Source organism: Pseudonocardia sp. HH130629-09, assembly GCF_001294645.1.
GTDB lineage: Bacteria > Actinomycetota > Actinomycetes > Mycobacteriales > Pseudonocardiaceae > Pseudonocardia.
Map to the genome: position 1 here is coordinate 3,987,179 of NZ_CP011868.1, position 26,514 is coordinate 4,013,692.

The window sequence follows — 26,514 nt, forward strand, 5'->3', positions numbered from 1 at the left end:
CCACCAAACCACCGGCAGTAAAGCCGGGACGGGACGCCCACCAGGCCGGACGGTTGGAGGCTGAGCTGAAGAAGATCCGCCGCTACAAGCTGATCATCATCGACGAGGTCGGCTACATCCCCTTCGACCAGGACGCGGCGAACCTGTTCTTCCAGCTCATCGCCTCCCGCTACGAGCAGGGCTCGGTGATGGTCACCTCGAACCTGCCCTTCGGACGCTGGGGCGAGACCTTCTCCGACGATGTCGTCGCCGCAGCCATGATCGACCGTCTGGTTCACCACGCCGAGGTTCTGACCTTGACCGGAGACTCCTACCGGACCCGCCAGCGCCGTGAGCTGCTGGCCAAACAGAACCGCGCCGACCGGGACTGACAGACCAACCGAGGGGTCAAACTTGCCGATCCCCAGGAGGGTCAGTCTTCAGGATCCGTTGACACCAGTACCGCCTTGGTGGCGAACTCGACCTCGTCAGGCACCGCCGCGGACCGGCAGCGTTCCCGGTCCCCGGTCCAGGACTTCGGCAGGTAGAGCTCGCGGTCGATCAGCGTGCGGCCCGTGCTCGTGGAATAGGCGCAGAAGACTCCGAGCTGGCAGTTCTCCACCCTGCCCGCGGTGCCGGAGTACTGGCGCTGCACCCCGGCCGACTTGGCCCCCTTCTTCAGGAACCCGGTCTCGTCGACAATCAGCACCCCACCGGCCTCGCCGAGGTGCTCCACCACGTAGTCCCGCAGATCGTCGCGGACACCGTCGGTGTCCCAGGTCGCGGAGTTGAGCAGCCGCTGCATGCCATCCGGCGTCGTGTCGCCGGCGACCTCGGCCAACGTCCACCCGTTCTTCCCCGCCAACGGTGCCAACAGCCCGCGCACATACGCCCGTGCCCGACGCCGCGGCTCTGTCCGGAAGAACCGCCCCGCCACCAGCCCGAACAACCCGTCCAAGCCACCGGCCCACGCCTCGAGACCCTCCTCCACATACACAAGATCAAAGCCTAGCCTAGAGATATCACGAACTGCGGCTGAAGTACTAGGCGGCGCGGACGGCGCAGCGGCAGGGTGCACCCTGCTGGCAGCCGCAGCCACAGGTACTCGCGCATCCGCAGGCCGAGGTCGCCGCGCCCACCGGGGCCGGTGCCGCCGAGCCGCCGCAGCAGCCGCCGTCGAGGCAGCTCAGCCGCGGGACGGCCGCGGGCGGTGGTGCCGGAGCCGGAGCGGCTACGCCGAGCGCGGCGAGCACCCGGTCGGTGAGATCGGGGACCGGTTCCGCCGGACCGACGCGTGCGAGCCGGCCGAGCCGCTCGGCACCGTCGGTGAAGGCACGGCAGGACGCGCAGCCGGCGAGGTGGTCCTCGGCCATCGCGCGCTCGTCGTCGGCCGCCTCGCCGTCGAGCCGGGCGGACAGCACCTCGCGGTAGCCCTGACAGTCCATACCATCACTGTCGTACACGAAGCCCGTCCGGTTCCACCCGACCCCCGTCCGTGTTCCGCGGTCCGTACGGCGCGTTCCTCGGTGACCGCGGCACCTGACGTCCCGTCGGCGGCCCCGCGGGCCCTCGGAGAACCCCGTCCCTTGCCCTTCCCGCGCGCAGCAGAACGACGTCACCGACGTGCGTCGCCCCGCTCCCGCCGCTCGCACCGGTGCGGCAGCGCCCTCCGGTGGAGCAGCGCCCTCGGGTGGAGCGACGTCGTCGGTGGGGCCGGCGTCCTCGGTGGACTGGGGGTCACCGTGGCCAGGCTCCCGGGCCGAGGCCCCGCCCACTCCCACCCCGCCGCGCCTCATCTATCGCCGCGGGTGCGTTCGACCTCGCACACCGTCCTGCGACCTCGCAGAACCTGCAGCAGATGCGAGGTCGCAGAAACCTGTGCGACATGCCCCGCCCGGCCCACAGCCGGCACGGGACGGGACGGGACGTCCCGGCCACAGGCACACAAGGCGCTGCGCCCACCGGCCCACCTACAGCGGACCGGAACAAATGCCCCGGAAACAAATGATGCCCCGGACTCGAAAGTCCGGGGCATCACCTGATCATGTTGAATGTCGGCGGCGACCTACTCTCCCACACCCTGGCGAGTGCAGTACCATCGGCGCTGGAAGGCTTAGCTACCGGGTTCGGAATGGGACCGGGCGTTCCCCTACCGCAATGACCACCGACAACACTATTCAACAAACCCCCACACAACAGCATAGGGGGACCTACGAACACACAACCCGCACAGGGGTTATGGGCTCAGGGTCACACAGTGGATGCGAACAACTCGTTGTGGCAAGCCCTCGGCCTATTAGTACCGGTCAACTCCACCCCTCACAGGGCTTCCATCTCCGGCCTATCAACCCAGTCATCTCCTGGGAGCCTTACCCACTCAAAGGTGGTGGGAGACCTCATCTTGGAACAGGCTTCCCGCTTAGATGCCTTCAGCGGTTATCCCTCCCGAACATAGCCAACCAGCCGTGCCCCTGGCGGGACAACTGGCACACCAGAGGTTCGTCCGTCCCGGTCCTCTCGTACTAGGGACAGCCTTCCTCAAGTCTCCAACGCGCGCGGCGGATAGGGACCGAACTGTCTCACGACGTTCTAAACCCAGCTCGCGTACCGCTTTAATGGGCGAACAGCCCAACCCTTGGGACCTACTCCAGCCCCAGGATGCGACGAGCCGACATCGAGGTGCCAAACCATGCCGTCGATATGGACTCTTGGGCAAGATCAGCCTGTTATCCCCGGGGTACCTTTTAGCCGTTGAGCGACACCCCTTCCACAAGGTGGTGCCGGATCACTAGTCCCGACTTTCGTCCCTGCTCGACCCGTCAGTCTCACAGTCAAGCTCCCTTGTGCACTTACACTCAACACCTGATTGCCAACCAGGCTGAGGGAACCTTTGGGCGCCTCCGTTACTCTTTGGGAGGCAACCGCCCCAGTTAAACTACCCACCAGGCACTGTCCCTGAACCAGATCATGGCCCGAGGTTAAGACACCCAATTCGACCAGAGTGGTATTTCAACAACGACTCCACCACCACTGGCGTGATAGCTTCACAGTCTCCCACCTATCCTACACAAGCCGAACCGAGCACCAATACCAAGCTATAGTAAAGGTCCCGGGGTCTTTCCGTCCTGCCGCGCGTAACGAGCATCTTTACTCGTAGTGCAATTTCGCCGAGTCTGTGGTCGAGACAGCGCCCAAGTCGTTACGCCATTCGTGCAGGTCGGAACTTACCCGACAAGGAATTTCGCTACCTTAGGATGGTTATAGTTACCACCGCCGTTTACTGGCGCTTAAATTCTCCGCTTCGCCCCCCGAAAGGGACTAACAGGTCCTCTTAACGTTCCAGCACCGGGCAGGCGTCAGTCCGTATACATCGTCTTGCGACTTCGCACGGACCTGTGTTTTTAGTAAACAGTCGCTTGGGCCTGGTCTCTGCGACCGGCCATCCCTAGCCCGCACGGGGCATCAAGACAACCGGCCCTCCTTCTCCCGAAGTTACGGAGGTATTTTGCCGAATTCCTTAACCACAGTTCGCTCGATCGCCTCGGTATTTTCTACCTGACCACCTGTGTCGGTTTGGGGTACGGGCCGCAACAGCACTCGCTAGAGGCTTTTCTCGACAGCATGGGATCACCCTCTTCGCCTCAATCGGCTACGCATCACCTCTCACCCTTCACAACCCCCCGGATTTACCTAGGAGATCAGGCTACAGGCTTACACCACGACAACCACCGCGTGGCGGAGCTACCCTCCTGCGTCACCCCATCACTTGCCTACTACCAGATCGGATCCCACGCTCCCCCACAAACAACACTCCCGAAGGAACGAAGGTGGGTTCGGATGGTTAGCATCACCAGCCTCGGCATGGACGCACTATCACGAGCACGGGAATATCAACCCGTTGTCCATCGACTACGCCTGACGGCCTCGCCTTAGGTCCCGGCTCACCCTGGGCGGAACAACCTGGCCCAGGAACCCTTGGTCATCCGGCGGCAGAGATTCTCACTCTGCATTCGCTACTCATGCCTGCATTCTCACTCCCACACCCTCCACCCGTAAATCACTCCCGGGCTTCACCAGACGCAGGACGCTCCCCTACCCAACAACACCAAAGATGTCATTGCCACGGCTTCGGCGGTGCGCTTGAGCCCCGCTACATTGTCGGCGCAGGACCACTTGACCAGTGAGCTATTACGCACTCTTTCAAGGGTGGCTGCTTCTAAGCCAACCTCCTGGTTGTCCGGGCGATCCCACATCCTTTCCCACTTAGCGCACGCTTAGGGGCCTTAGCCGGTGATCTGGGCTGTTTCCCTCTCGACCACGAAGCTTATCCCCCGCAGTCTCACTGCCGCGCTCTCACTCACCCGCATTCGGAGTTTGGCTGACTTCGGTAAGCTTGTCGGCCCCCTAGGCCATCCAGTGCTCTACCTCCGGCGAGAAACACACGACGCTGCACCTAAATGCATTTCGGGGAGAACCAGCTATCACGAAGTTTGATTGGCCTTTCACCCCTACCCACAGCTCATCCCCCAGGTTTTCAACCCTGGTGGGTTCGGGCCTCCACGACGTCTTACCGACGCTTCACCCTGGCCATGGGTAGATCACTCCGCTTCGGGTCTACACCCCGCGACTCAACCGCCCTATTCGGACTCGCTTTCGCTACGGCTACCCCACACAGGTTAACCTCGCCACGAAGCATAACTCGCAGGCTCATTCTTCAAAAGGCACGCCATCACCCCGAAAGGCTCTGACGGCTTGTAAGCACACGGTTTCAGGTACTATTTCACTCCCCTCCCGGGGTACTTTTCACCTTTCCCTCACGGTACTTGTCCGCTATCGGTCACCAGGTAGTATTTAGGCTTGACGGGTGGTCCCGCCAGATTCACAGCGAATTCCACGGGCTCGCTGCTACTCGAGAACAATGCCCACAACAGAACCAAACATTTTCGCGTACGGGGCTATCACCCACTACGGCCGACCATCCCAGAATCGTTCCGCTAACACCGGTTCTCGTTGCCCCATCCTCGGCAGAAGATGAACGACACGCCTCACAACCCCGCACCCGCAACGCCTGCCGGCTTGACACGGACACGGTTTAGCCTCTTCCGCTTTCGCTCGCCACTACTCACGGAATCACTATTGTTTTCTCTTCCTGTGGGTACTGAGATGTTTCACTTCCCCACGTTCCCTCCACGCACCCTATGAATTCAGGTACGGGTAACACCCCATGACGGGCGCTGGGTTTCCCCATTCGGACACCCTCGGATCACAGCTCGGTTGACAGCTCCCCGAGGCCTATCGCGGCCTCCCACGTCCTTCATCGGCTCCTGATGCCCAGGCATCCACCATGTGCTCTTAACAACTTGACCACAACAAGATGCTCGCATCCACTATGCAACACTCAACCCACAACCACACCCAACCAAGAAACAACCACCACCCACAACAAGCAGGCGTTAGGAAGCCCTCGACCAGAGCGACCAGAAAAGACCCACCGATCCACAGGAACCAGGTGTCTCCTCAGGACCCAACAGTATGCCAAGCCACAACCGGTCCAACGAACTGCGTTCCACCCAACGCACCCAACCCACGAACGGAATTAATGATGCGAATCAATGAAGGAACCACAGAAACCCACAGAGCACACCTTGCACAACAAGAACCCTGTGAAGCCATGTGGTGCCCCATCACATGATGGGACTCCTTAGAAAGGAGGTGATCCAGCCGCACCTTCCGGTACGGCTACCTTGTTACGACTTCGTCCCAATCGCCAGTCCCACCTTCGACAGCTCCCTCCACAAGGGTTGGGCCGCCGGCTTCGGGTGTTACCAACTTTCGTGACGTGACGGGCGGTGTGTACAAGGCCCGGGAACGTATTCACCGCAGCGTTGCTGATCTGCGATTACTAGCGACTCCAACTTCACGGGGTCGAGTTGCAGACCCCGATCCGAACTGAGACTCACTTTAAGGGATTCGCTCCACCTCACGGTCTCGCAGCCCTCTGTATGAGCCATTGTAGCATGTGTGAAGCCCTGGACATAAGGGGCATGATGACTTGACGTCATCCCCACCTTCCTCCGAGTTGACCCCGGCAGTCTCCCATGAGTCCCCACCATAACGTGCTGGCAACATGGAACAAGGGTTGCGCTCGTTGCGGGACTTAACCCAACATCTCACGACACGAGCTGACGACAGCCATGCACCACCTGCACACCAACCACAAGGGAAGCCCTATCTCTAGGGATGTCTGGTGCATGTCAAACCCAGGTAAGGTTCTTCGCGTTGCATCGAATTAATCCACATGCTCCGCCGCTTGTGCGGGCCCCCGTCAATTCCTTTGAGTTTTAGCCTTGCGGCCGTACTCCCCAGGCGGGGCGCTTAATGCGTTAGCTGCGGCACAGAAACCGTGGAATGGTCCCCACACCTAGCGCCCAACGTTTACGGCGTGGACTACCAGGGTATCTAATCCTGTTCGCTCCCCACGCTTTCGCTCCTCAGCGTCAGTATCGGCCCAGAGACCCGCCTTCGCCACCGGTGTTCCTCCTGATATCTGCGCATTTCACCGCTACACCAGGAATTCCAGTCTCCCCTGCCGAACTCAAGTGATGCCCGTATCGACCGCACGCTCAGAGTTAAGCCCCAAGTTTTCACGGCCGACGCGACACACCGCCTACGAGCTCTTTACGCCCAATAATTCCGGACAACGCTCGCACCCTACGTGTTACCGCGGCTGCTGGCACGTAGTTGGCCGGTGCTTCTTCTCCAGGTACCGTCAATCACTCTTCGTCCCTGGCGAAAGAGGTTTACAACCCGAAGGCCGTCATCCCCCACGCGGCGTCGCTGCGTCAGGCTTCCGCCCATTGCGCAATATTCCCCACTGCTGCCTCCCGTAGGAGTCTGGGCCGTGTCTCAGTCCCAGTGTGGCCGGTCACCCTCTCAGGCCGGCTACCCGTCACCGCCTTGGTAGGCCATCACCCCACCAACAAGCTGATAGGCCGCGGGCCCATCCCCCACCGAAAAAACTTTCCACCACCAACCATGCGATCAATGGTCCTATCCGGTATTAGACCCAGTTTCCCAGGCTTATCCCAGAGTGGAGGGCAGGTCACCCACGTGTTACTCACCCGTTCGCCGCTCGTGTACCCCCGAAAGGGCCTTACCGCTCGACTTGCATGTGTTAAGCACGCCGCCAGCGTTCGTCCTGAGCCAGGATCAAACTCTCCAACAAAACCCCGACAAACAAACACTGGCCACAACACCCGACGAAGCCGAATGCTGCAACCAAACAAAACTTGGCACAAAACGCCAAACCGATCATATAGCTCGACACACTGTTGAGTTCTCAAAAGACACCCGCACCGCAACCACCCAACCCCCAACACAAGGAAGCGGGATCCTGAAGACGGATCGCCTCGACCCACCAAGACAACCACACCGAGAAACCCGGCGAGCCACCAGAAGGTCAGTCGTCCACGGGGCCTGTTGACCGAACCACTCAGGGCCCGTTCTGTCCGGCTCACTCGCTGACAGGAAGAAAGTTACGCCATGGGATTCGAGCACGTCAAACCGGGGTCGGAAACAGCCGCTGACCTGCGCAAACCCGTCTCCGGGCCGCACGGCACCGCGGTCGAGCCCGACCCTGCCGAGCGACGAACGGTCGCCCTGACGAGCTCACCTCGGATACTGGTTGACCAGCGCCGATCGCGCAAGTGAAAGCTCGCGGTGGGGGTTCGAACCGCAGCTCCATCCGTCGTTCGTCCCACGCCTGCCTGCTCGCCAACTGTTTTCAAGATTTTTCTCGACCGTCCGTCGTGGCGTCCGGCCGCGACGAGCGGTCGGTGGGCGGGAGGTCGTCCCCGGGGGCGACGGGCTCAGGCGGTTGATCACGATCGTCGACCGCGGGTGGCCGTTCGTCGTGGTGCCTCGTAGGCCCGGTGCGTCGCCACGCGAGACTCGGCGCGTGCACTCCGACGGAGACGTCCTTCCACCCGTCCTGCACCGGCTGCGTGCCGGCGCGCAGCTCACGGCCGCGGCCTGGTGCCGTACCCCGGGTGCGACGGGTCGGGTCCGGGCGACCGTCGTCGCCGGGCAGATCGTGGTGGATGCGGGCGACAGTGAGCCACTCCGGATCACGGCGTCGCCCGTGGCGCTTCCCCTCCGGACCCGGTCGGTGGACCGGGTCGCCGTCCCGATGCTGCTCCCCCACCTGCGGGACATCGATGGTCTGTTCGCGGAGCTGCGGCGGGTTCTCGCTCCGCACGGGCTCATCTCGGTCCTGGTGCCGGCGCCGCGGTCGTTCGGCTGGCACGGGGCCGCCTTGCGGAAGGCGGTCCGTGGTGCGTGGCGGCACAGGTCGGCCGTCGAGCACCCGGAGTGGCTGGCGGCCGCCGCGGACTTCGCCGTACTCGCCGACGACCGTCTCGACTTCACCCTCGACGGGGACGCAGCGTCGGGCGGCGCCGACGAGTTGTGCGCGGCCGGCGTCTACCCGCCTGATCTCCCGGACCGGGCGCGTGCGGACCTCGCGGGGCACCGCACGGCGCTGCGGACAGTCCGGTTGCGCCGGGTGGTGGCCCGGCGCTGAGGATCAGTCCGCGGTGGCGATCTCGGCGACGGCCCCGGCGATCCGCAGATCCTGACCCGGGCCGCCGGCGTCGTCGACCTCCACGACGTCGGCGACGATCGCGGTGATGTTGTCGGGCCCGCCGCCCTCGTTGGCGAGGCTGATGAGCTCATCGACGACCTGCTCCGGCTCGGCGCCGGAAGCGAGCTCGCGGTGCAGGACGTCGTCGTCGAGAACGGCGGTCACACCGTCGGAGCAGAGGAGATAGCGGTCCCCGACGAGGATGTCGACACGGTCGAGGTCCGGTTCCGGCGCGTGGTCGGTGCTCAGCGCGCGCATCAGGACGGAGCGGCGCGGGTGGTGCGCCGCCTCCTCGAGGGTGATCTGGCCCTGGTCGACGAGCTGCTGGACCATCGTGTGGTCGTGGGTGAGCCGGCTCAGCTCGCCGTCCCGCAGCAGGTAGATCCGGGAGTCCCCGATGTGGGCGAGCGCGAGCTGGTCACCGGTGAGGAGCAGCGAGACGACGGTCGTACCCATCCCCCGCATCTCCGGCTCGTCCGCGGCGCGGCGGGCCAACCGGTCCGTGGCGTCGTTGAGCGCTTCGATCATCTCGGCCGCGAGGTCGATGTCAGTGAGGTCCTGCGGGAGTCGAGACTCCAGCTCGGTGAACACCGACACCGTCGTCGCACTCGCGATCTCGCCGTGGGCGTGACCGCCCATCCCGTCGGCCACGATCAGCAGTCGGCCGGTCGTCGCTCCGGAGTCCTGGTTCGACGTCCGGCGACGGCCCACATCCGACCCGAGCGCGGATCGCAGTCCCAGCACCATGGGGACAGTATGGACGTCACGGTCCGTCAGCGTCGCAGGCGAGGCCCGTTCGGCGTGTGCTTCAACCGGTCGGATGGCGCTAAGCCCGGCGCACGGGCCAGATCGGGTGGTTCGTGACGGCGGAGCCGCAGCTGTGATGGCTTGCCCTCCTCGCTACGGTGGGGGCGCACCGGACGAGGTCCGGGGCGGCCGGCCCTCGTAGCTCAGCTGGATAGAGCAAGAGCCTTCTAATCTCTAGGTCGTTGGTTCGAGTCCAACCGGGGGCACCAGGTCAGAGCGTCGTGACGGCGCTCTGACCGTGTTCCGTGGAGCGAGACGTGGCGCGAGTCTGCTTCTACGGTTCCCGTCATGGCCGGTCAGCCCGCGCGACGGAAGCGGCATCGTGGCGACGTCGAGGTCCTCCCGAGCGGCTCGTTCAGGGTCCGTGTCTATGCGGGCGTCGACCCGCTCTCGGGGAAGCGCCACTACCTGCGCGAGACGCTCCCCGCGGGGCCGAACGCGGCCAAGGAGGCGGAGAAGGCCCGCACCCGGCTACTCGCCGAGGTCGACGAGCGTCGGAATCCGCGGACCAGCACCACGGTCAACCAGCTCCTCGACCGCTACCTGAGCGTCGTCGAGGTCGAGGAATCGACCAGGACCGGCTACGAGTCGATGTGCCGGAACTACATCCGCCCGGTCCTCGGAGAGCTGCGGATCGGGCGCATCGACGGCGAGACCCTCGACGCCTTCTTCGCCGAGCTGCGGCGCTGCCGTCGCCGCTGCGACCGACGAGCCAGGACCGACCACCACACGACAGGGGTCCACGACTGCGACCGGCGGTGCAAGCCGCACACCTGCCGCCCGCTCGGTGGCTCCTACATCAGGCAGATCCACAACGTCCTGAACGGAGCGTTCACCCGCGCCGTCCGCCGGCGCTGGGTCGGCACGAACCCGGTCCGTCAGGCCGAGGCGCCACCCCGACCGACACCGGATCCGCAGCCACCGACGGCGAGCCAGGCGGCCGCCATCGCCAACGAAGCGTGGGGTGACCCGCACTGGGGAATGCTCGTCTGGCTCGCGATGACGACGGGTGCCCGCCGGGGCGAACTCTGCGCTGGGACCGGATCGACTTCACCACGGGACTCCTCGACATCGGCACCTCGATCGGGCAGGTCGGCGCCAGGACCTGGGAGAAGACCACGAAATCGCACCAGCGACGAAGGATCGTCGTGGACCCGCAGACCCTGGCGCGGCTCCAGGCACATCTTCGCCGTTCAGCAGAGATTGCAGCCGGCCTCGGCGGTGTCGAGCTGAACCCGACTGTCTCGTCCCGGGTTTGATGGAGACCATCAAGCCTGGAGGATGATCGACCGATGGCCGCCCCGAGGAAGTACCCCGACGAGCTGCGGGAGCGAGCGATCCGGCTCGTGTTGGACGCCAAGGCCGACCCGGCGTCCGCGGGCGGGAACATCTTCAAGCGCATCGGCGAGCAGCTGGGGATCAACCCGGAGACGCTGCGGGGCTGGGTCAAGCAGGTCGAGATCGACAACGGCACCAGGCCGGGCACGACCACCGACGACGCGACCCGGCTCGCAGAGCTCGAACGTGAGGTTCGGGAGTTGCGCCGGGCGAACGCCATTCTCAAGTCGGCTTCCTTGGACTCAACCGGTCAGCGCAACAGTGCTCCGAATCTATCAGCCGGGGTGTCGAAATCAAGCGTTTTGCGCGGTCGGGTGTTGAGGCGTTCCGCGACGCGGTCGAGTTGGGCCTGGGTGATGTGGTCGAGCCGGGTGCCCTTCGGGAAGTACTGGCGTAGTAGCCGGTTGGTGTTCTCGTTCGTGCCACGCTGCCAGGGGCTGGCCGGGTCGGCGAAGTAGACGTCCAACCCGGTCCGGGCGGTGACGATGGTGTGGCGGGCCAGTTCCATCCCGCGGTCCCAGGTCAGCGACTTGCGGACGTGTTCGGGCAGTCGGGCCATCTGCCGGGACAGTTGGTGGGCGACGGTGTGCATGTCGCGCCCTCCGAGCGCGACCAGCACGGTGAACCGGGTCGCGCGCTCGACCACGGTCGCGATCTGGGTGGTGCCACGCCCGAGCAGCAGATCACCTTCCCAGTGCCCGGGCACCGCCCGATCAGTCACCTCGGCGGGCCGGTCGTGGATGGAGACCGCGCCGGGGATCTGCGAGCGCCACTGCCCACCGGTGGTGTTGTGCACGTTACGCCGGATCGGACGGCCCGACCGCAGGTGTTTCTGCAGGTCTTTGGCCAGCACACCGCGGGTCTGCACGAACAGCGACTTGTAGATCGTCTCGTGTGACACCCGCATCCCCGATCCCGGAGCGTAGTGCTTGGCCAGGTGCCCGGCGATCTGCTCGGGCGACCAGTCCTCACCCAGTCTGGCAGCGACGAACCCACACAGCAGCGGACGACGGGCGAGCAGACACGTCTTGGGGCGCTGGGCCCGGCGCCAGGCGCGGTCCTCGGCGTCCACAGCACGGTAGGCACGCCGACCCTTGTTGCGGGCGACCTCCCGGCTCACCGTCGAGGCCGGACGACCGAGCCCAGCCGCGATGGCCCGGATCGAACGATACTGGGCCAGACCACGAGAGATCTCCTCCCGCTCGGCCGCGGTCAGCGTCCCCGGTCGGCGACGACGTGATGGCGGCACGTAGCCACCGGTGGACTTGAGCACCGTGAACACCGACCCCGGCGGGCGTCCGATCGCCCGAGCGATGTCACTGATCGACTCCCCACGCCCCCACCGGACCCACAGATCCGCGCGGTCGGCATCGGACATCCCAGGTCGTCCCAGTCGCGCCATCCCACACCCCTATCATGATCAACTACCCGGGTGTTGCGCTGACCGGTTGAGTCCAAGGGTGTTCCGATCGCCCCGTCCACTTTCCATGCGTCGAAGAAGCGACCGCCCTCGGCGCGGGCACTCACCGACGCCGAGACTTTGAAAGAGATCGAACGGGTGCATCGCGACAACTTCAGCGTCTACGGCAGCCGGAAGGTGTGGGCGGCGTTATGTCGGGAAGGCGGAGTAGGCGGCCGCCGGGTCGCTCGCTGCACCGTGGAACGACTGATGCGCCGCAACGGGCTCCGTGGAGTGTCCCGGCTGCGTGTGCCGCGCACCACGGTCCGAGCCAAGGGCGCGGACAGGCGCCCGGACCTGGTCGAACGGGACTTCACCGCACCCGCCCAGGACCGCCTGTGGGTCGCTGACATCACCTACATCCGCACGTTCTCTGGATGGGTGTACGCGGCTTTCGTGATGGACGTGTTCTCCCGACGGATCGTGGGCTGGCAGCTCTCTCGTAACCTGTACACCGATCTCGCGCTGGACGCGCTCAACATGGGGATCTGGACCCGGCAACGGGCGGGCGCGGACCTCTCCGAGTTGATACACCATTCGGATCGCGGAGTCCAATATGTCGCCGTGCGGTACGGCGAGCGACTCGCCGAAGTCGACGCTGTGGCTTCAGTCGGGTCGGTCGGCGATTCCTACGATAATGCGATGGCGGAGGCGTTCAACTCGCTGTTCAAGGCTGAACTCGTCCGCAACCGGGGCCCGTGGCGAGGCACCGACGACCTCGAGCTGGCCGTCGCCGAGTACATCGACTGGTACAACCACCGCCGCCTACACGGCGAGCTCGGCCTGATCCCGCCCGTTGAGCACGAGGCCCTGCACGCCGTCACAGAACCCGCCCGGCAACCCGCCGGAGCGTGAGAACCGAGCCTCTATCGAACCCGGGACTTGACACCTCAGCCCGGCGTGTCGGGCCGAAAACACCGATCTTGAAACAGTCCCGATGTCCAGGCAGGTTGGTCAGGCGACTGATCGGCGGTAGGCCGTTGGTTGCGCTGTGGGGCCGGTGGTGATTGTAGAAGTGCAGCCAGCCGGGGAGCGCGTCTCGCCGAGCCGTTTCGCAGGGGTGGAAGCGGGCGTATGCCCACCCGTCGGCGAGGGTGCGGTGGAAACGTTCGATCTTGCCGTTGGTCTGAGTCCGGTAGGGCCGGGTTCGCTTGTGGGTGATGCCCAGTTCGCTGCAGGTGTCACGCCAGGCGTGTGATCGGTAGCAGCTGCCGTTGTCGGACAGGACCCGTTCGACGGTCACGCCGCGGGCGTTCAACCAGTCCACGGCCCGGCGTAGCACACCGGTGGCGGTGTCGGCTTTCTCGTCGCTGTGGATCTCGGCGTAGGCGACGCGGGAGTGGTCGTCGATGACGGTGTGGACGAACGCTCTGCCGGTGCGCGGCTTGTAGTCGGTTCCCCTGGGCAGTCCGGGAGTGGACCGGGAGCCTGACCCCATTTCGCATCGTGGAGCAGCGTGCTCCACGATTGCTACACGATGAGACCAAAGTAGACACAACCATGATCAGATAAGACGATCATCCTATGATCAAGAGCTTCGACAGAACCGCAGGTCAAACGCGAAAAAGGCGGCACCACCAGTAGGTGATACCGCCTGTTTCGTAGGGTGGAGCTGAGGGGATTCGAACCCCTGACCCCTTGACTGCCAGGGTCGTTCGACGACAACCCTGAGTGGCGTCCACCAAGGTGGTGTGCGACCGGCCCGGTGACGAGCTGGTCGAGCTGTAGGGCGGCCACCGCGTGATCTTCTGAACGCCTCTCACAGCCCACAGAAGATGGATCACGCGATGACCGCACCCTCCAGTATCGACCCCACCGAGTTCCTGCACGAGCAGCTGTCCCAGGCGAGCCCGGATCTGCTGTGCCACATGTTGACCACGTTCATCAACACCCTGATGTCCGCCGACGCCGACTCGGTGTGCGGCGCGGCCTGGGGCGAGCGTTCCGAGGCTCGCACGAACACCCGCAACGGCTACCGCCACCGCGACTTCGACACCCGCGCTGGCACGATCGACGTGGCGATCCCCAAGCTGCGCAACGGCTCCTACTTCCCCGACTGGTTGCTGGAGCGTCGTCGCCGGGCGGAGCGGGCCCTGACCACGGTGGTCGCGACCTGCTACCTGCTCGGGGTCTCGACGCGGCGGATGGAGAAACTCGTCGACTCCCTGGGCATCACGAGGTTGTCGAAGTCGCAGGTCTCAGAGATGGCCCGGGACCTCGACGGCCAAGTCGAGCAGTTCCGGACGCGTCCGCTCGACCAGGGCCCCTACACCTTCGTCGCCGCCGACGCGCTCGTGCTCAAAGTCCGCGAGGGCGGCCGGGTCGTGGCAGTCCACGCCCTGCTCGCCACCGGGGTCAACGGCGACGGACACCGGGAGATCCTCGGCCTGCAGGTCAGCTCCGCCGAGGACGGCGCCGGCTGGCTGGGGTTCTTCCGCGACCTCACCGCCCGCGATCTGACCGGCGTCGCGCTGGTCACCAGCGACGCCCACGCCGGCTTGGTGTCCGCGATCGGGGCGACCCTGCCCGGCGCCGCCTGGCAGAGGTGCAGGACGCACTACGCGGCGAACCTGATGGCTGCGACCCCGAAGCAGTCCTGGCCGTGGGTGCGGGCGTTGCTGCACTCGGTCTATGACCAGCCCGACGCCGCATCGGTGCACGCCCAGTTCGACCGGGTCCTCGACGCCTTGGCCGACAAGCTCCCGAAGGTCGCCGAGCACCTCGACGCCGCCCGAGCCGACGTCCTGGCCTTCACCGGCTTCCCGAAAGAACTGTGGCGCCAGATCTGGTCGAACAACCCCTCCGAGCGCCTGAACCGTGAGATCCGGCGCCGCACCGACGTCGTCGGGATCTTCCCCGACCGCGACTCCCTGATCCGCCTCGTCGGCGCGGTCCTGGCCGAGCAACACGACGAATGGGCCGAAGGACGCCGCTACCTCGGCCTCGACGTCCTCGCCCGCTCCCGCGTCACCACGATCCCCGACACCGCCACCAGCGCTGAGGAGGCGACCTCGACCACCACCATCCCGGCGCTCAGCGCCTGACCGAACAAGAAGATCACGCGGTCGTCGTCACACACCACGCCAGCGGACTTGACCTCAGCTGATGCCCGCACTCACGGTTGCCGAGGCAGCGTGGTCGCGACGCAGCGCGGGCGGCGCCGTCGCTGACCGGCCGCATTGTTCACCTGGATTGCACCGTTCGGTCACGAACCAGGCGTCAGGTGTCGACGACGGGCTCAGACTGACCCCCTAGCGTCGGCTTGGGATTGACCCCCTCTGCACGACGCTGAGGGGGTGTTGTCGGTGGAGGACTGGGCCGAGATCCGTCGTCTGCATCGGGCCGAGGGTGTCCCGATCAAGGAGATCGCCCGCCGGCTGGGGGTGGCCCGCAACACGGTGCGCTCCGCGTTGCGGGCGCCGGGCCCGCCGAAGCGGGAACGGGGCCCGCGGGGATCGCTGGCGGATGCGGTCGAGCCGCAGGTGCGGGCATTGCTGGCGCAGTTCCCACGCATGCCGGCCACGGTGATCGCAGAGCGGATCGGGTGGGAGCACTCGCTGACCGTGCTCAAGGACCGGATCCGCCAGATCCGCCCCGAGTATGTCGGGATCGACCCGGTCGACCGGGTCGCCTACGCACCGGGCGAGATCACCCAGTGCGACCTGTGGTTCCCCGAGACCACGATCCCCGTCGGCCCAGGCTAGGAACGGGTCCTACCGGTGCTGGTGATGACGCTGGGCTACTCGCGGTTCTTGTCCGCGACGATGATCCCCTCGCGCCAGGCCGGGGACATCCTGTCCGGGATGTGGCAGCTGATCAGCGACGTCGGGCGGGTGACCCGCACGCTGGTCTGGGACCGGGAGTCTGCGATCGGCGGGACCGGGCGGGTCTCGGCACCGGCCGCTGCGTTCGCCGGCACTCTGGCCACCCGGATCCGGCTTGCCCCACCGCGGGATCCGGAGTTCAAGGGGCTGGTCGAACGCAACAACGGCTACTTCGAGACCTCGTTCCTGCCCGGACGTCGCTTCGCCTCCCCAGCCGACTTCAACCACCAGATCGACGACTGGCTGGCCCGGGCCAACACCCGCACCGTCCGAGCGATCGGCGGCCGCCCGGTGGACGTGCTCGCCCACGACTACGCGGCGATGACTCCGCTGCCGCCGCTGGACCCGCCGATCGGGCTGGCCCAGCGGATCCGGCTGGCACGGGACTACTACGTCCGCGTCGATGCCAACGACTACTCCGTGGATCCGCAGATGATCGGCCGGTTCGTCGATGTCGCCGCCTCACCGCGCGAGGTCGTCGTCTACTGCGCCGGCCAGGTCGTCGCCCGTCACGACCGCAGCTGGGCCCGCCACGCGGTGATCACCGACCCGGCGCACCAGCACACCGCCGCGGCGATGCGCCGCGCCCTGGCCCACGACCGCAACACCCGACAGGCCGCAGCACGCCGTCACCTCGACGGCCACCCGGTGACCCTGCGCGCACTGCCCGACTACGACGCCCTGTTCGGTGTCGACTTCGTCTCCACTGCCGAGGAAGCGAGCAGCTCATGACAACCACACCACCGAAGATCACCACCGACCCCGCTGGGAGCTCGGGGCCGGCCGGTCCGGTGCTGGCCGCGGTCCCCGACGGACTGCCGGCGATGATCGCCTACCTGACCCGGGTCCTGAAGACCCCGACCATCGCGGCCAGCTGGGAACAGCTTGCCGCCCAGGCCCGTGAGGAGAACTGGTCGCACGAGGAGTATCTGGGCGCGCTGCTGCAGCGCCAGGTCGCCGACCGCGAGTCCAAGGGCACGGTCATGCGGATCCGCACCGCGCACTTCCCCCAGGTCAAGACCTTGGAGGACTTCAACCTCGACCATCTGCCCTCGCTGCGCCGCGACATCCTGGCCCACCTGGCCACGAGCACGTTCGTCGCCAAGTGCGAGAACGTGATCCTGCTCGGCCCGCCCGGGATCGGGAAGACCCACCTCGCGATCGGGCTCGGCGTCAAAGCCGCCCACGCCGGCTACTCGGTCCTGTTCGACACCGCCAGCAACTGGATCACCAGACTCGCCGCCGCGCACCAGAGCGGCCGGCTCGAGGCCGAGCTGAAGAAGATCCGCCGCTACAAACTGATCATCATCGACGAGGTCGGCTACATCCCGTTCGACCAGGACGCAGCGAACCTGTTCTTCCAGCTCATCGCTTCCCGCTATGAACAAGGCAGCGTCATGGTCACCAGCAATCTGCCCTTCGGCCGCTGGGGCGAGACCTTCTCCGACGACGTCGTCGCCGCAGCCATGATCGACCGCCTCGTCCACCACGCCGAAGTCCTGACCCTGTCCGGGGACTCCTACCGCACCCGCGCCCGACGCGAGCTCCTGGCCAAACACAACCGCGCCAGCAACGACTGACCATCACCACACCACGCCGGGGGTCAGTTCCAATCCGTCGCTACGGGGTCACTCCCAACCCGCCGTTGACATCAGGAGGCATCGTGATCGATATGCGCCCAGCCAGCCGCCGCGACCGACGATCCCCCTTCTCTCGACAAGCTCCCTGCCCTTCGCCGACCGTGCACGACACCACCCCGACCGAACACCGGCAACATCATCTTGGCCTGCGGGCGGATCGGCCTCCACGAACGGGGATGGTCCGGCTTCACCAGCAGCGAGGACCAGAGGCGCCGCTGGCTACGCAGCAAGGCGGCGATGACGTCGGTGCGGCCCCGCGGGCGCCTACTGAGCCAGCAGAGCGGCTCCGCCGGCGCCTGGAGCACCCGATCGATCTCGCCGTGTTCGGAGGTGCGTGACGAGCAAGACCACTACTGCCCGAATCACGCAGCGTGCAACGTGCTGCAGCCACCCGCATACACGTCCGGAGTTCCTCGTGGTCGGACTCGTGCGGTGTGCGCCGCATCGGACGCCTCGTCCTTGCGCCGGGCTCGCTAGCGCGGCTGCATCCGGATCGCGCCGTCGAGGCGGATCGTCTCGCCGTTGAGCATCGGGTTCTCGACGATGTGCGCGGCCAGCGTCGCGTACTCCGCGGGCTGCCCCAGCCGCGACGGGTGCGGCACCTGCTTGCCCAGCGACGCCTTCACGTCCTCGGGCAGGCTTCCGAGCAGCGGGGTCTCGAACAGCCCCGGCGCGATCGTGCACACCCGGATCCCCAGGTCCGCCAGGTCACGCGCGATCGGCAGCGTCATCCCGACGATGCCGCCCTTCGACGCCGAGTACGCCGCCTGCCCGATCTGCCCCTCGAACGCCGCCACCGACGCCGTGTTGATCACCACGCCGCGGTCGCCGTCGGCCGGCTCGGCCTTCGCGATCCGCTCGGCCGCCAGCCGGATCATGTTGAACGTGCCGATCAGGTTCACGTTGATCACCTTCGTGAACCCGTCCAGCGGGAAGGGCCCCTTCCTGCCGAAGGTCTTCTCCGCGTTGCCGATGCCCGCGCAGTTGACCGCGACCCGGACGGTGCCGAGCTCCTCGGCCAGGTCCAGGGCGGCCCGCACCTGCGCCTCGTCGGTGACGTCGGTGGGGGCGAAGCGCACGTTCTCGCCCAGCTTGTCGGCGACGGCCGCACCCTGCGACCAAGGCAGGTCGATGATCACCACCTTCGCGCCCTGCTCGAGGAGCTTCTCGGTGGTGGCCAGGCCGAGGCCGGAGGCGCCGCCGGTGACGACGGCGACGGAGCCGGTGATGCCCATGAATCCAGTCCTTCCGGGGAGCTGTGGGGTCGGTGCGCCGCCGGCACGCGTGCGGCGGCGGCGCACCGGGATCAGAGGTGTGTCAGAGGAGTTCGAGGATGGTGGCGTTCGCTTGCCCGCCGCCCTCGCACATGGTCTGCAGGCCGTAACGGATGCCGTTGTCCCGCATGTGGTGCACCAGCGTCGTCATGATCCGTGCACCCGAGCCACCCAGCGGGTGCCCCAGCGCGATCGCCCCACCGTTCGGGTTCAACCGCTGCGCCACACCCGCGTCGTCCCCACCGATGTCGGCCAGCCACGCCAGCGGCACCGGCGCGAACGCCTCGTTCACCTCGAACGCCCCGATGTCCGACAGACCCAGACCCGACTTCGCCAGCGCCTTCTCCGTCGCCGGGATCGGCGCCGTCAACATGATCACCGGATCCGCACCCGCCAGCACCGCGGTGTGCACCCGCGCCACCGGCCGCAACCCCAGCTCCGCCGCCTTCTCCGAGGTCGTCATCAGCAACGCCGACGACCCGTCGGAGATCTGCGACGAGTTCCCCGCATGGATCACCCCGCCCTGGTCGGCCTCCTTGAACACCGTCTTCAGCTGCGCGAGGCCCTCCAGCGTCCCGCCACGCCGCACACCCTCGTCGGCCTCCACCCCGGCCAGCGGGGCGATCTGCGCGTCGAACCGGCCCGCGTCCTGCGCCTCGGCGGCACGCGCGTGCGACCGCAGCGCGAACTCGTCGAGCTGCTGCCGCGAGAAGCCCCACTTCTCGGCGATCATCTCCGCGCCCACACCCTGGTTCGGGGCGGTGCCGTACCGCGCCGCGAAGTCCGCACCGAGCGGGTCCTCGCCCTGGCTCGACGAGAACATCGGCACCCGGGTCATCGACTCGACACCACCGGCGACGACGACGTCGTACTGGCCTGCGATCAGGCCGGCCGCGGCGAAGTGCACCGACTGCTGGCTCGACCCGCACTGCCGGTCGACGGTCACACCCGTCACCGACTCCGGGAACCCCGCCGCCAGCGCCGCGTTGCGGGCGATGTCCAGGGTCTGCTCACCGGACTGCGACACGCAGCCCCAGATCACGTCCTCGATCTCGCCCGGGTCGACCCCCGACCGCTCCGCCACGCTCCGCAGCACGTGGGCCGACAGATCGGTCGGGTGCACCCCGGCCAGACCACCCTTGCGCTTGCCGACCGGGCTACGCACCGCTTCGACGATTACTGCGTCCCGCACGATTGACCTCCAGGGATCGACGTCGTTGGCATCCGGGGCGGTCCGCGGTCAGTGCCGCGACGACGCGGTCCGGAGTTGATGCATCAGTGCTACAGGATCCGTCATCTGTTTCACCAGCCTTCCGGGCCCTGTGTCGCCGTTGCGCTCGTCACCGACGGCGGACGGCAGGCCCCGGACTCCGGGCGCCAGGTGAGGCGGTCGCACATCGAGCGCCCGGACCGGGTGTCGCGCGACGGCGTGCGCAGCTCGAGCAGCCCGTCGCGCCAGGAGACGGTCCGCACCAGGTCGGTCCCCGGGTGCTCCGGGTACAGCGAGATGTCCACGTGGTGCACGACGCGGTCGTCCACGACCTCGAACCGGCCCGAGTAGGCGACGAACTCACGGGCGGCGGCCCCGCGGGCCTCGTCGCCGGCGGACAGGAACGTCTCACCGGACCGCCACGGACGGTCGCGACGCGCGAGCAGGGCGGTGACGCGCCCGTCCGGCTGGTAGGTCAGCCGGCCGACCGGGTCGGGCCCGAGGACGTCACCGACCGGGTCGCCGTCGACGAGCCGGACGAACGACACGAGGTCCCAGGTCCCGAGCAGGCGCTCCCACGGCGACCGCGGGCCGCCCCCGGTCACGCCGGGACCTGGCGGTCCGCGGGGCCGTCGTCCACGACCGGGCGGGGCCGGTCGGTGAGCCCGGTCCGTGGGACCAGTGCGACGAGCACCGCGGCGACCAGACCGACCGCCGTGAACGCCCAGAACACGCCGGTCGCACCGGCCGGGGCCGCGATGACGATGCCGACCATGATCGGCCCGGCGACCCCGCCCAGCCGGCCGAGCCCGGTGCACAGCCCGAGGACCGTGCCGCGCGCGGCAGCCGGGTAGTAGACGCCGGCGAAGCCGTACACCGCGGACTGGGACGACGCGCAGAACCCGATCAGCAGCACGAGACCGAACACGACCCCCTGGGCGGGCCCCAGGGTCAGGGCCGCGACGGCCGCCGCGCCGGCCAGGAACCCGGTGGAGATGACCCGGCGCGAGCCGAACCGGTCGGCGAGCCCGGTCAGGACGACCATGCCGACGGCACTGCCGAGGTTGAACGCCAGCATGAACGACAGCGCCGAGCCGAGGTCGTAGCCGGTCGTGCGGAGGATCTGCGGGATCCAGGTGTTCATGCCGTAGGAGACGAGCAGCCCGAAGAAGCTGATCAGCGGGAACAGCACGGCGGCCACGCGGAACCCCGGGGCGGACAGCAGGCGGAACGCCGAGCGCCGCCCGTCCCCGGCGGTGGAGCCCTGCCGGACGGCCAGGCCGGACTCGGCGGCGACCCCGACCTCGTACCGGCGGGCGAGCTCCGCGGCCTCGTCGGCACGGCCGCGGGCGACGAGGAACGCCATCGACTCGGGCAGGTTCCGGTAGGCGACGGCGAACAGCACGATCCCCACCAGGCCCGCCGCGGCGAACAGGGACTGCCACCCGAAGACGGGGATGACGACGATGGCGAGGACCGAGACGAGCGCGCCGCCGATCGGGAACCCCGTCTGGACTACGCCGTTGTAGAACTGACGCCGCTCGATCCGCACGTACTCCATGGTCAGCGCGATGACGGTCGGCAGCGCGCCACCGAACCCGAGCCCCGCGAGGAAGCGCAGGATCGCGAAGACCTCCAGGCTCGGGGCGAGCGCGCACAACCCGGTGAACACGCTGAAGCTCGCGACGCAGCCGAGCACGATGGGCCGCCGGCCCACGATGTCGGTCAGGTACCCCGCCAGCATCGCCCCGATCATCATGCCGAACAGCGAGACGCTGCCGATCAGACCGGCCTCGACCGTCGTCATGCCCCACACCTGGTCCTGCAGCAGGACCGGGAGGACCGCTCCGAACATGAGCAGGTCGACCCCGTCGAGGACGGTCACCGCGAGGCAGGTGGACACGACGGCCCGGAAACCGGTGCTGCGTGTGGCGGATCTGGACATCGACGTCCTCCGTGTGCTGGGTCGCGTCGGCCGGGAACGGGCGCGCGAGGAGGCCGAACCTTATGCAATTAGGTGAGAACCGGTCAACCATTTCCCCGACGGTCCGGCATGATTCCTCCATGCCACGATCCGACCGCCCGATACTGAGCCGGAGAATCATCGTCGCGGCAGCACTCGCGATCATCGACTCCGACGGGCTGGACGCGTTCAGCCTCACGCGGCTCGCCCGCGAGATGGGCGTCCAGGCCCGTCGCTCTACCACCACTTCCCGGACAAGGCGTCGATCCTCGAGGCCGTCGCCCGGTCGATCATCCGCGAGACGCCGCAGCCGGTCGCCCGGGACACGGACGACTGGATCGAGTACTTCGTCGCCCTGAGCCTGCACTTCCGCCGGACGATCCTGCGCCACGCCCACGCTGCGCCGATCCTGCTGGAGTTCATGCCTCGCGAGGTCTTCACGCCGGTCTACGAGACGTCGGCGACCTTCCTGGAGGAGGTTGGCATCCCGCTCCACCTGCACGTCCTCGTCCTCGACGGCCTGGACCGCCTCACCCTCGGCGCCGCACTGACGGACGCGATGAAGGCGCCGAGCGGACAGGACCGAGTCTTCCCGCACGCGGACCCTCAGCAGCACCCGGCCCTGGTCCGGGCGATCGGCGACAACGCGCTCGACCCCGAGGCCCTCTGGGCCGAGTCCGTCCGGACGTTCCTGCGCGGCATCGACACCCTGCGCCCGGAGACGGCCGTGACACCCGGCACGCCGGACGCCGGAGCCACCCGGGAGTGACCCTTGACACCCTTTACCTATCGCCGTAAGGTACTTTCGGTAGGATAGCTGGACTCCATTCCTGATTCGCGTCGGCACATCGCAGGGCCGACGGCCGAGATCGCCGCGCGGACGCATTCCGTCGCCTTCCGATCACCGTTCGGAAATCGTTCGCAGCGCCGTTCCGGACCATTCGCGCACCCTTCGGGCCGAGGCAGGCCGGGCTCGCGGACTCGCTCTGTTGAGACTCTCGACGTTTTTTGTCTCACGTGTCATTCTGGACATGTAGGACCACGATCGCACCGGCGCGCTCGGCGACGGGCCCGTGAGCACCGCGTCCGTCCCGACTCGACGTCCCACCACCGGAGCAGCCGATGAACCTCCCCGACCTCGTCCGATTCTGGGCCCGTACCCGGCCCGACCACGACGCGATCGCCTTCGAGGGCGCCGCCGAGTCCTGGAGCGCGTTCGACGCCGCGACCGACGACCTCGCCCGCGGTCTCGCCGCCCGCGGGATCACCCGGGGCGACCGGGTCGCGGTGCTCATGCACAACCGCCCCGAGCTCGCCCGGACCATGGTGGCGGTGCTCAAGCTCGGCGCGATCTGCGTCCCGCTGAACTTCCGGCTGCTGTCCGGCGAGCTCGCCGAACTGCTGACCGACGCGGACTGCTCCCTGGTCGTCACCGAGGAGTCGCTGCTCTCCCTGGTCGCAGACGGCGACGGACGCCACGACGTCGTCTCGCTGGGCTCGACCGCCGTCCCCGGGTACGACACGCTGCTCGGCACGCCCGGCCCGGCACCGTCGGCCGGCATCGCCGACGACGACGGCGCCTTCCTCTGCTACACCTCCGGCACCACCGGCGCGCAGAAGGGCGCGCTGCTGACCCACCGCAGCGTGCTCGCGCCCGCCCAGGCCCAGATGATCGCCTACGGGCTGTCCTGGCGGGACCGCGTCCTGGTGCCCGCCCCGCTGGTCTACACCGGCTCCGTCGTGTCGGTGTTCGTCCAGCTCGTGATCTACCCGGGCGCGACCATGGTGCTGCTCGCCGACTTCGACCCGGAGCGCAGCCTGGAGATCATGGTGCGCGAGCGGGTCACCGCGGCGACGTTCGTCCCGGTGATCTGGCAGCGGATGGCCGCACACCCCGGCTTCGCCGACGCCGGGCTCGCGGCCTTCACCTACGCCGCCGCCGGCGGCGCCCCGGTCGCGACCGAGACCCTGCGCGCCTACCGCGACCGCGGCGTCCCGCTCAACCAGGTCTACGGCCTGACCGAGGCGTCCGGCCTGGTCACGAGCCTGCCCTGGCACGATGCGCTGCACCGTCCCGAGTCCTGCGGCCGGGCGCTGGTCGGCACCGAGATCCGGGTCGACGCGGCCGTCGGTGAGGTCGGCGAGGTGCTCGTCCGCGGCCCGCACGTGATGCGCGAGTACTGGCGCAGACCGGAGGCGACCGCGGAGACCGTCGTCGACGGGTGGCTGCACACCGGGGACCTCGGCCGGACGGGCGACGAGGGGTTCCTGTCCATCGTGGACCGGAGCAAGGACCTGGTGATCTCCGGTGGCATCAACGTCTACCCGGCCGAGATCGAGAAGGTGCTCGCGGCCGTCCCGGGGGTGGGCGACCTCGCCGTCATCGGGGTCCCCGACGAGGTGTGGGGCGAGGTGCCGATGGTCGTCTTCCACTCCGAGCGCGACGCGTCCGCCGTCGTCGCGGAGCTCGCCGCCGCCGCCGGGTCCCGGCTCGCGCGGTTCAAGCAGCCGCGGCACGCCGTCGCCTCGCCGGATCCGCTGCCGCGGACCTTCTCCGGGAAGCTGACCAAGGCCGCGCTGCGCGAGAGGTTCCGGGAGGTCCCGCCCGAAGCGGTCTCCCTGCGCGACGCGGCACCGGCCTGACCACCCGCCCGGCGGGCCCGGTCCGGGCCCGCCGGGTCAGCGGTGGCGCTGCTGCGCCCGGGCCGCCGCCCGGACCGCGTCGGCGGGCCACCCCCGGCCCAGGGACGCGCCGCCGTCCACCACCAGCTCCTGGCCGGTGACGAAGCCCGACGCGTCCGAGGCGAGGAACACCGCGGCGTCGGCCAGGTCGTCGGGCTCCCCGGCACGGGGCAGCGGCTGCAACGACCGCAGGTTCTCCCGGACCGTGCCGACCGAGCGGTCCAGCGCGTCACCGGTGAGGCCCGCGCCGTGCCCCACGATCCGCGTCGCCACACCGCCGGGGACGAGCGTGTTCACCCGGATCCCGTCGGGGGCGAGCTCGACGGCGGCGCTGCGGACGAGCTGGGCGACCGCGGCCTTCGCCGCCCCGTGGGCGTGCGGACCGTACCCGGTCCGCACGCCCGCCACGCTGCCGGTGGCGACGATGCTGCCGTGCCCGGAGGCCCGCATCGGCGGCACCGCGTGCTTGATCCCGAACAGGACCGAGCGGCAGAGCAGCGCGAACGCGGCGTCCCACTCGTCGGCCGGGACGTCGTCCACGAAGCGCCACCGGCCGACGGCACCGGCGTTGGCGACCAGGCAGTCCAGACGGCCGTCCCGGTCGAGCACCTCCGCGACGGCGCCCTCCACGTCGGACTCCCGCAGCACGTCGACCCGCCGGAACCGGGCCCGCGGCCCCAGCTCGCCGGCGAGCGCCGCACCGCGCCCGGTGTCGACGTCGCATACGAGCACCGAGGCGCCCTCGGCGACGAACCGCGCGGCGACCGCCGCCCCGATCCCGCTCGCCGCCCCGGTCACGACCGCGGTGCGCCCGGCCAGCGCGGAGCCCGTCACCGGTTCCGGAACACGGGCGGGCGCTTCTCCAGGAACGCCTCGACCGCCTCGCGGTGGTCCTTCGTCAGCGCGGTCAGGATCTGCGAGCGGTTCTCCAGCTCGACCGCCGCCTGAAAGCTGCCGGTCTCCTGGTTCGCCCACAGGACCTCCTTGCTCATCCACACGCCGAAGGGGCTGTGGCCGGCGATGAGCCGGGCCCGCTCCAGGGCGGCCTCCTGCAGCACGTCGTCGTCGACGACCGCCGCGACCAGGCCGATCCGCTCCGCCTCGTCCGCGTCGACCGTCCGGCCGGTGAGGATCAGGTCGGTCGCCCGGGCGAAGCCGACCATCCGGGGCAGCAGCCAGCTCAGCCCGATGTCGGTGCCGCCGAGACCGCGCCGGATGAACGACGCCTGCAGGATCGCCGAGCGTGCCATCAGTCGGATGTCGCAGAACACGGCCAGCGCCATGCCGCCACCGACCGCCGCGCCGTTGACGGCGCCGATGATCGGAGCCCGGACCCGCCGGAAGGTCTCGCCGAGGCTCGAGATGTGCTGCTGGACGCGCATCCCCGCCTGGGAGCGTCCCTCCTCCGCGGGGCTGCCCGGTGGGTCCCCGTAGCCACGGAGGTCGAGGCCCGCGCAGAACGCCCGGCCGGCGCCGGTGAGCACGATCGCGCGGACCCCGGAGTCCTCCTGGACCGCGCGCAGCTCGTCGTGCAGGGCCTCGATCAGCTCCGCACTCATGGCGTTGAGCGCCCCGGGCCGGTTCAGGGTGATCCGCAGGATCCCCGGCTCCGGCCGGTCGGTCAGGACCGGCCGGTCGTCCGGTGCGGGTACGGCGTCGCCGGTGGTCGTCATCCGTCCTCCAGGGGTACTCTCGGC

General features: G+C 67.9%; 17 protein-coding genes, 1 tRNA gene, 3 rRNA genes and 4 pseudogenes. 11 read left to right on the top strand and 14 right to left on the bottom strand.

Features of this window, described 5'->3' with window-relative positions; translation table 11 throughout:
- Window positions 1-53: 53 nt before the first annotated feature.
- Window positions 54-371, top strand: a complete 318-nt coding sequence (locus XF36_RS18335; RefSeq protein ID WP_304437842.1) for an ATP-binding protein — start codon at window positions 54-56, stop codon at window positions 369-371.
- 65 nt (window positions 372-436) lie between these two features.
- Here XF36_RS18335 and XF36_RS18340 read toward each other — a convergent pair.
- From XF36_RS18340 to XF36_RS18360, 5 genes and pseudogenes are all read right to left on the bottom strand, one after another.
- Window positions 437-937 (bottom strand): annotated as a pseudogene (locus XF36_RS18340) (IS701 family transposase); the annotation flags it as partial.
- Window positions 938-1,022: 85 nt separating this feature from the next.
- A complete protein-coding gene (locus XF36_RS32570) occupies window positions 1,023-1,424 on the bottom strand; it encodes a zf-HC2 domain-containing protein (RefSeq protein ID WP_060712915.1) in 402 nt (133 codons plus the stop codon).
- A gap of 607 nt (window positions 1,425-2,031) precedes the next feature.
- Window positions 2,032-2,148, bottom strand: a 5S ribosomal RNA gene (gene rrf, locus XF36_RS18350).
- A gap of 107 nt (window positions 2,149-2,255) precedes the next feature.
- Window positions 2,256-5,345 (bottom strand): 23S ribosomal RNA (locus XF36_RS18355).
- A gap of 339 nt (window positions 5,346-5,684) precedes the next feature.
- A 16S ribosomal RNA gene (locus XF36_RS18360) occupies window positions 5,685-7,204 on the bottom strand.
- The 16S, 23S and 5S rRNA genes sit together here, the layout of an rRNA operon.
- A gap of 915 nt (window positions 7,205-8,119) precedes the next feature.
- Here XF36_RS18360 and XF36_RS32575 point away from each other — a divergent pair.
- Window positions 8,120-8,560 carry a methyltransferase domain-containing protein gene (locus tag XF36_RS32575; protein ID WP_168169539.1) on the top strand — a complete coding sequence of 147 codons (441 nt, stop codon included), beginning with the start codon at window positions 8,120-8,122 and terminating at the stop codon, window positions 8,558-8,560.
- A 3-nt stretch (window positions 8,561-8,563) separates the two neighbouring features.
- Here the strand turns inward: XF36_RS32575 and XF36_RS18370 are convergent, their stop codons facing one another.
- Window positions 8,564-9,367 carry a PP2C family protein-serine/threonine phosphatase gene (locus XF36_RS18370; protein WP_060712917.1) on the bottom strand — a complete coding sequence of 268 codons (804 nt, stop codon included), beginning with the start codon at window positions 9,365-9,367 and terminating at the stop codon, window positions 8,564-8,566.
- A gap of 192 nt (window positions 9,368-9,559) precedes the next feature.
- Here XF36_RS18370 and XF36_RS18375 point away from each other — a divergent pair.
- The 3 genes and pseudogenes from XF36_RS18375 to XF36_RS35725 all read left to right on the top strand — a co-directional run.
- Window positions 9,560-9,636: transfer RNA gene (locus XF36_RS18375), tRNA-Arg, on the top strand.
- A gap of 79 nt (window positions 9,637-9,715) precedes the next feature.
- Complete coding sequence (locus tag XF36_RS18380) at window positions 9,716-10,660, top strand: hypothetical protein (protein WP_060712918.1); 945 nt, start codon at window positions 9,716-9,718, stop codon at window positions 10,658-10,660.
- Window positions 10,661-10,719: 59 nt separating this feature from the next.
- Window positions 10,720-11,001 (top strand): annotated as a pseudogene (locus XF36_RS35725) (transposase); the annotation flags it as partial.
- A gap of 14 nt (window positions 11,002-11,015) precedes the next feature.
- Here XF36_RS35725 and XF36_RS18385 read toward each other — a convergent pair.
- Complete coding sequence (locus XF36_RS18385; RefSeq protein WP_060710806.1) at window positions 11,016-12,167, bottom strand: IS30 family transposase; 1,152 nt, start codon at window positions 12,165-12,167, stop codon at window positions 11,016-11,018.
- Between the two features lie 66 nt (window positions 12,168-12,233).
- On the opposite strand from XF36_RS18385, the gene XF36_RS18390 reads away from it, so the two are divergent.
- The gene (locus XF36_RS18390) at window positions 12,234-13,079 is read left to right on the top strand and encodes an IS3 family transposase (protein WP_145981415.1); all 846 of its coding nucleotides are present in this window, start codon (window positions 12,234-12,236) and stop codon (window positions 13,077-13,079) included.
- 85 nt (window positions 13,080-13,164) lie between these two features.
- Here XF36_RS18390 and XF36_RS18395 read toward each other — a convergent pair.
- Window positions 13,165-13,644 (bottom strand): annotated as a pseudogene (locus XF36_RS18395) (DDE-type integrase/transposase/recombinase); the annotation flags it as partial.
- A 367-nt stretch (window positions 13,645-14,011) separates the two neighbouring features.
- Between XF36_RS18395 and XF36_RS18400 the strand changes: the two are divergent.
- The 3 genes and pseudogenes from XF36_RS18400 (at window position 14,012) to istB (ending at window position 17,628) form a co-directional block, all read left to right on the top strand.
- A complete protein-coding gene (locus XF36_RS18400; protein WP_060712920.1) occupies window positions 14,012-15,268 on the top strand; it encodes an IS256 family transposase in 1,257 nt (418 codons plus the stop codon).
- A gap of 252 nt (window positions 15,269-15,520) precedes the next feature.
- A pseudogene (istA, locus tag XF36_RS18405) lies at window positions 15,521-16,780 on the top strand (IS21 family transposase).
- Window positions 16,777-17,628 carry an IS21-like element helper ATPase IstB gene (gene istB / locus XF36_RS18410; protein ID WP_060713594.1) on the top strand — a complete coding sequence of 284 codons (852 nt, stop codon included), beginning with the start codon at window positions 16,777-16,779 and terminating at the stop codon, window positions 17,626-17,628. Before istA ends, istB begins: the two are co-directional and overlap by 4 nt.
- A gap of 533 nt (window positions 17,629-18,161) precedes the next feature.
- Here istB and XF36_RS18415 read toward each other — a convergent pair.
- The 4 genes from XF36_RS18415 to XF36_RS18430 all read right to left on the bottom strand — a co-directional run bounded on the left by XF36_RS18415 (window position 18,162) and on the right by XF36_RS18430 (window position 22,117).
- On the bottom strand, window positions 18,162-18,923 hold the full coding sequence (locus tag XF36_RS18415) for a 3-hydroxyacyl-CoA dehydrogenase (protein ID WP_060712921.1): 762 nt from the start codon (window positions 18,921-18,923) through the stop codon (window positions 18,162-18,164).
- 82 nt (window positions 18,924-19,005) lie between these two features.
- Window positions 19,006-20,154, bottom strand: coding sequence for a thiolase family protein (locus tag XF36_RS18420; RefSeq protein WP_060712922.1), 1,149 nt, complete (start codon window positions 20,152-20,154; stop codon window positions 19,006-19,008).
- A gap of 110 nt (window positions 20,155-20,264) precedes the next feature.
- Window positions 20,265-20,777, bottom strand: coding sequence for a lipocalin-like domain-containing protein (locus tag XF36_RS18425; RefSeq protein WP_060712923.1), 513 nt, complete (start codon window positions 20,775-20,777; stop codon window positions 20,265-20,267).
- Window positions 20,774-22,117 carry an MFS transporter gene (locus XF36_RS18430; RefSeq protein ID WP_060712924.1) on the bottom strand — a complete coding sequence of 448 codons (1,344 nt, stop codon included), beginning with the start codon at window positions 22,115-22,117 and terminating at the stop codon, window positions 20,774-20,776. Before XF36_RS18430 ends, XF36_RS18425 begins: the two co-directional genes overlap by 4 nt.
- 397 nt (window positions 22,118-22,514) lie before the next feature.
- Between XF36_RS18430 and XF36_RS34345 the strand changes: the two genes are divergently transcribed.
- The gene (locus XF36_RS34345) at window positions 22,515-22,904 is read left to right on the top strand and encodes a hypothetical protein (RefSeq protein WP_414706252.1); all 390 of its coding nucleotides are present in this window, start codon (window positions 22,515-22,517) and stop codon (window positions 22,902-22,904) included.
- 353 nt (window positions 22,905-23,257) lie between these two features.
- The gene (locus XF36_RS18440; protein ID WP_060712925.1) at window positions 23,258-24,778 is read left to right on the top strand and encodes a class I adenylate-forming enzyme family protein; all 1,521 of its coding nucleotides are present in this window, start codon (window positions 23,258-23,260) and stop codon (window positions 24,776-24,778) included.
- A 36-nt stretch (window positions 24,779-24,814) separates the two neighbouring features.
- Here XF36_RS18440 and XF36_RS18445 read toward each other — a convergent pair whose 3' ends face one another.
- Together XF36_RS18445 and XF36_RS18450 are read right to left on the bottom strand one after the other, a co-directional pair.
- Window positions 24,815-25,651, bottom strand: a complete 837-nt coding sequence (locus XF36_RS18445) for an SDR family oxidoreductase (RefSeq protein WP_060712926.1) — start codon at window positions 25,649-25,651, stop codon at window positions 24,815-24,817.
- Entirely contained in the window at window positions 25,648-26,490 is an 843-nt protein-coding gene (locus XF36_RS18450; RefSeq protein ID WP_060712927.1) for an enoyl-CoA hydratase/isomerase family protein, read from the bottom strand. Before XF36_RS18450 ends, XF36_RS18445 begins: the two co-directional genes overlap by 4 nt.
- Window positions 26,491-26,514 lie beyond the last annotated feature (24 nt).

What these genes read in the sequence shown, in the direction of transcription:
- XF36_RS32570 (WP_060712915.1), bottom strand. Translation starts at nt 1,424, where the DNA reads ATGGACTGTCAGGGCTACCGCGAGGTGCTGTCCGCCCGGCTCGACGGC.
- XF36_RS18370 (WP_060712917.1), bottom strand. Translation starts at nt 9,367, where the DNA reads ATGGTGCTGGGACTGCGATCCGCGCTCGGGTCGGATGTGGGCCGTCGC.
- XF36_RS18380 (WP_060712918.1), top strand. Translation starts at nt 9,716, where the DNA reads ATGGCCGGTCAGCCCGCGCGACGGAAGCGGCATCGTGGCGACGTCGAG.
- XF36_RS18385 (WP_060710806.1), bottom strand. Translation starts at nt 12,167, where the DNA reads ATGGCGCGACTGGGACGACCTGGGATGTCCGATGCCGACCGCGCGGAT.
- XF36_RS18400 (WP_060712920.1), top strand. Translation starts at nt 14,012, where the DNA reads ATGACCGCACCCTCCAGTATCGACCCCACCGAGTTCCTGCACGAGCAG.
- istB (WP_060713594.1), top strand. Translation starts at nt 16,777, where the DNA reads ATGACAACCACACCACCGAAGATCACCACCGACCCCGCTGGGAGCTCG.
- XF36_RS18415 (WP_060712921.1), bottom strand. Translation starts at nt 18,923, where the DNA reads ATGGGCATCACCGGCTCCGTCGCCGTCGTCACCGGCGGCGCCTCCGGC.
- XF36_RS18430 (WP_060712924.1), bottom strand. Translation starts at nt 22,117, where the DNA reads ATGTCCAGATCCGCCACACGCAGCACCGGTTTCCGGGCCGTCGTGTCC.
- XF36_RS18440 (WP_060712925.1), top strand. Translation starts at nt 23,258, where the DNA reads ATGAACCTCCCCGACCTCGTCCGATTCTGGGCCCGTACCCGGCCCGAC.
- XF36_RS18450 (WP_060712927.1), bottom strand. Translation starts at nt 26,490, where the DNA reads ATGACGACCACCGGCGACGCCGTACCCGCACCGGACGACCGGCCGGTC.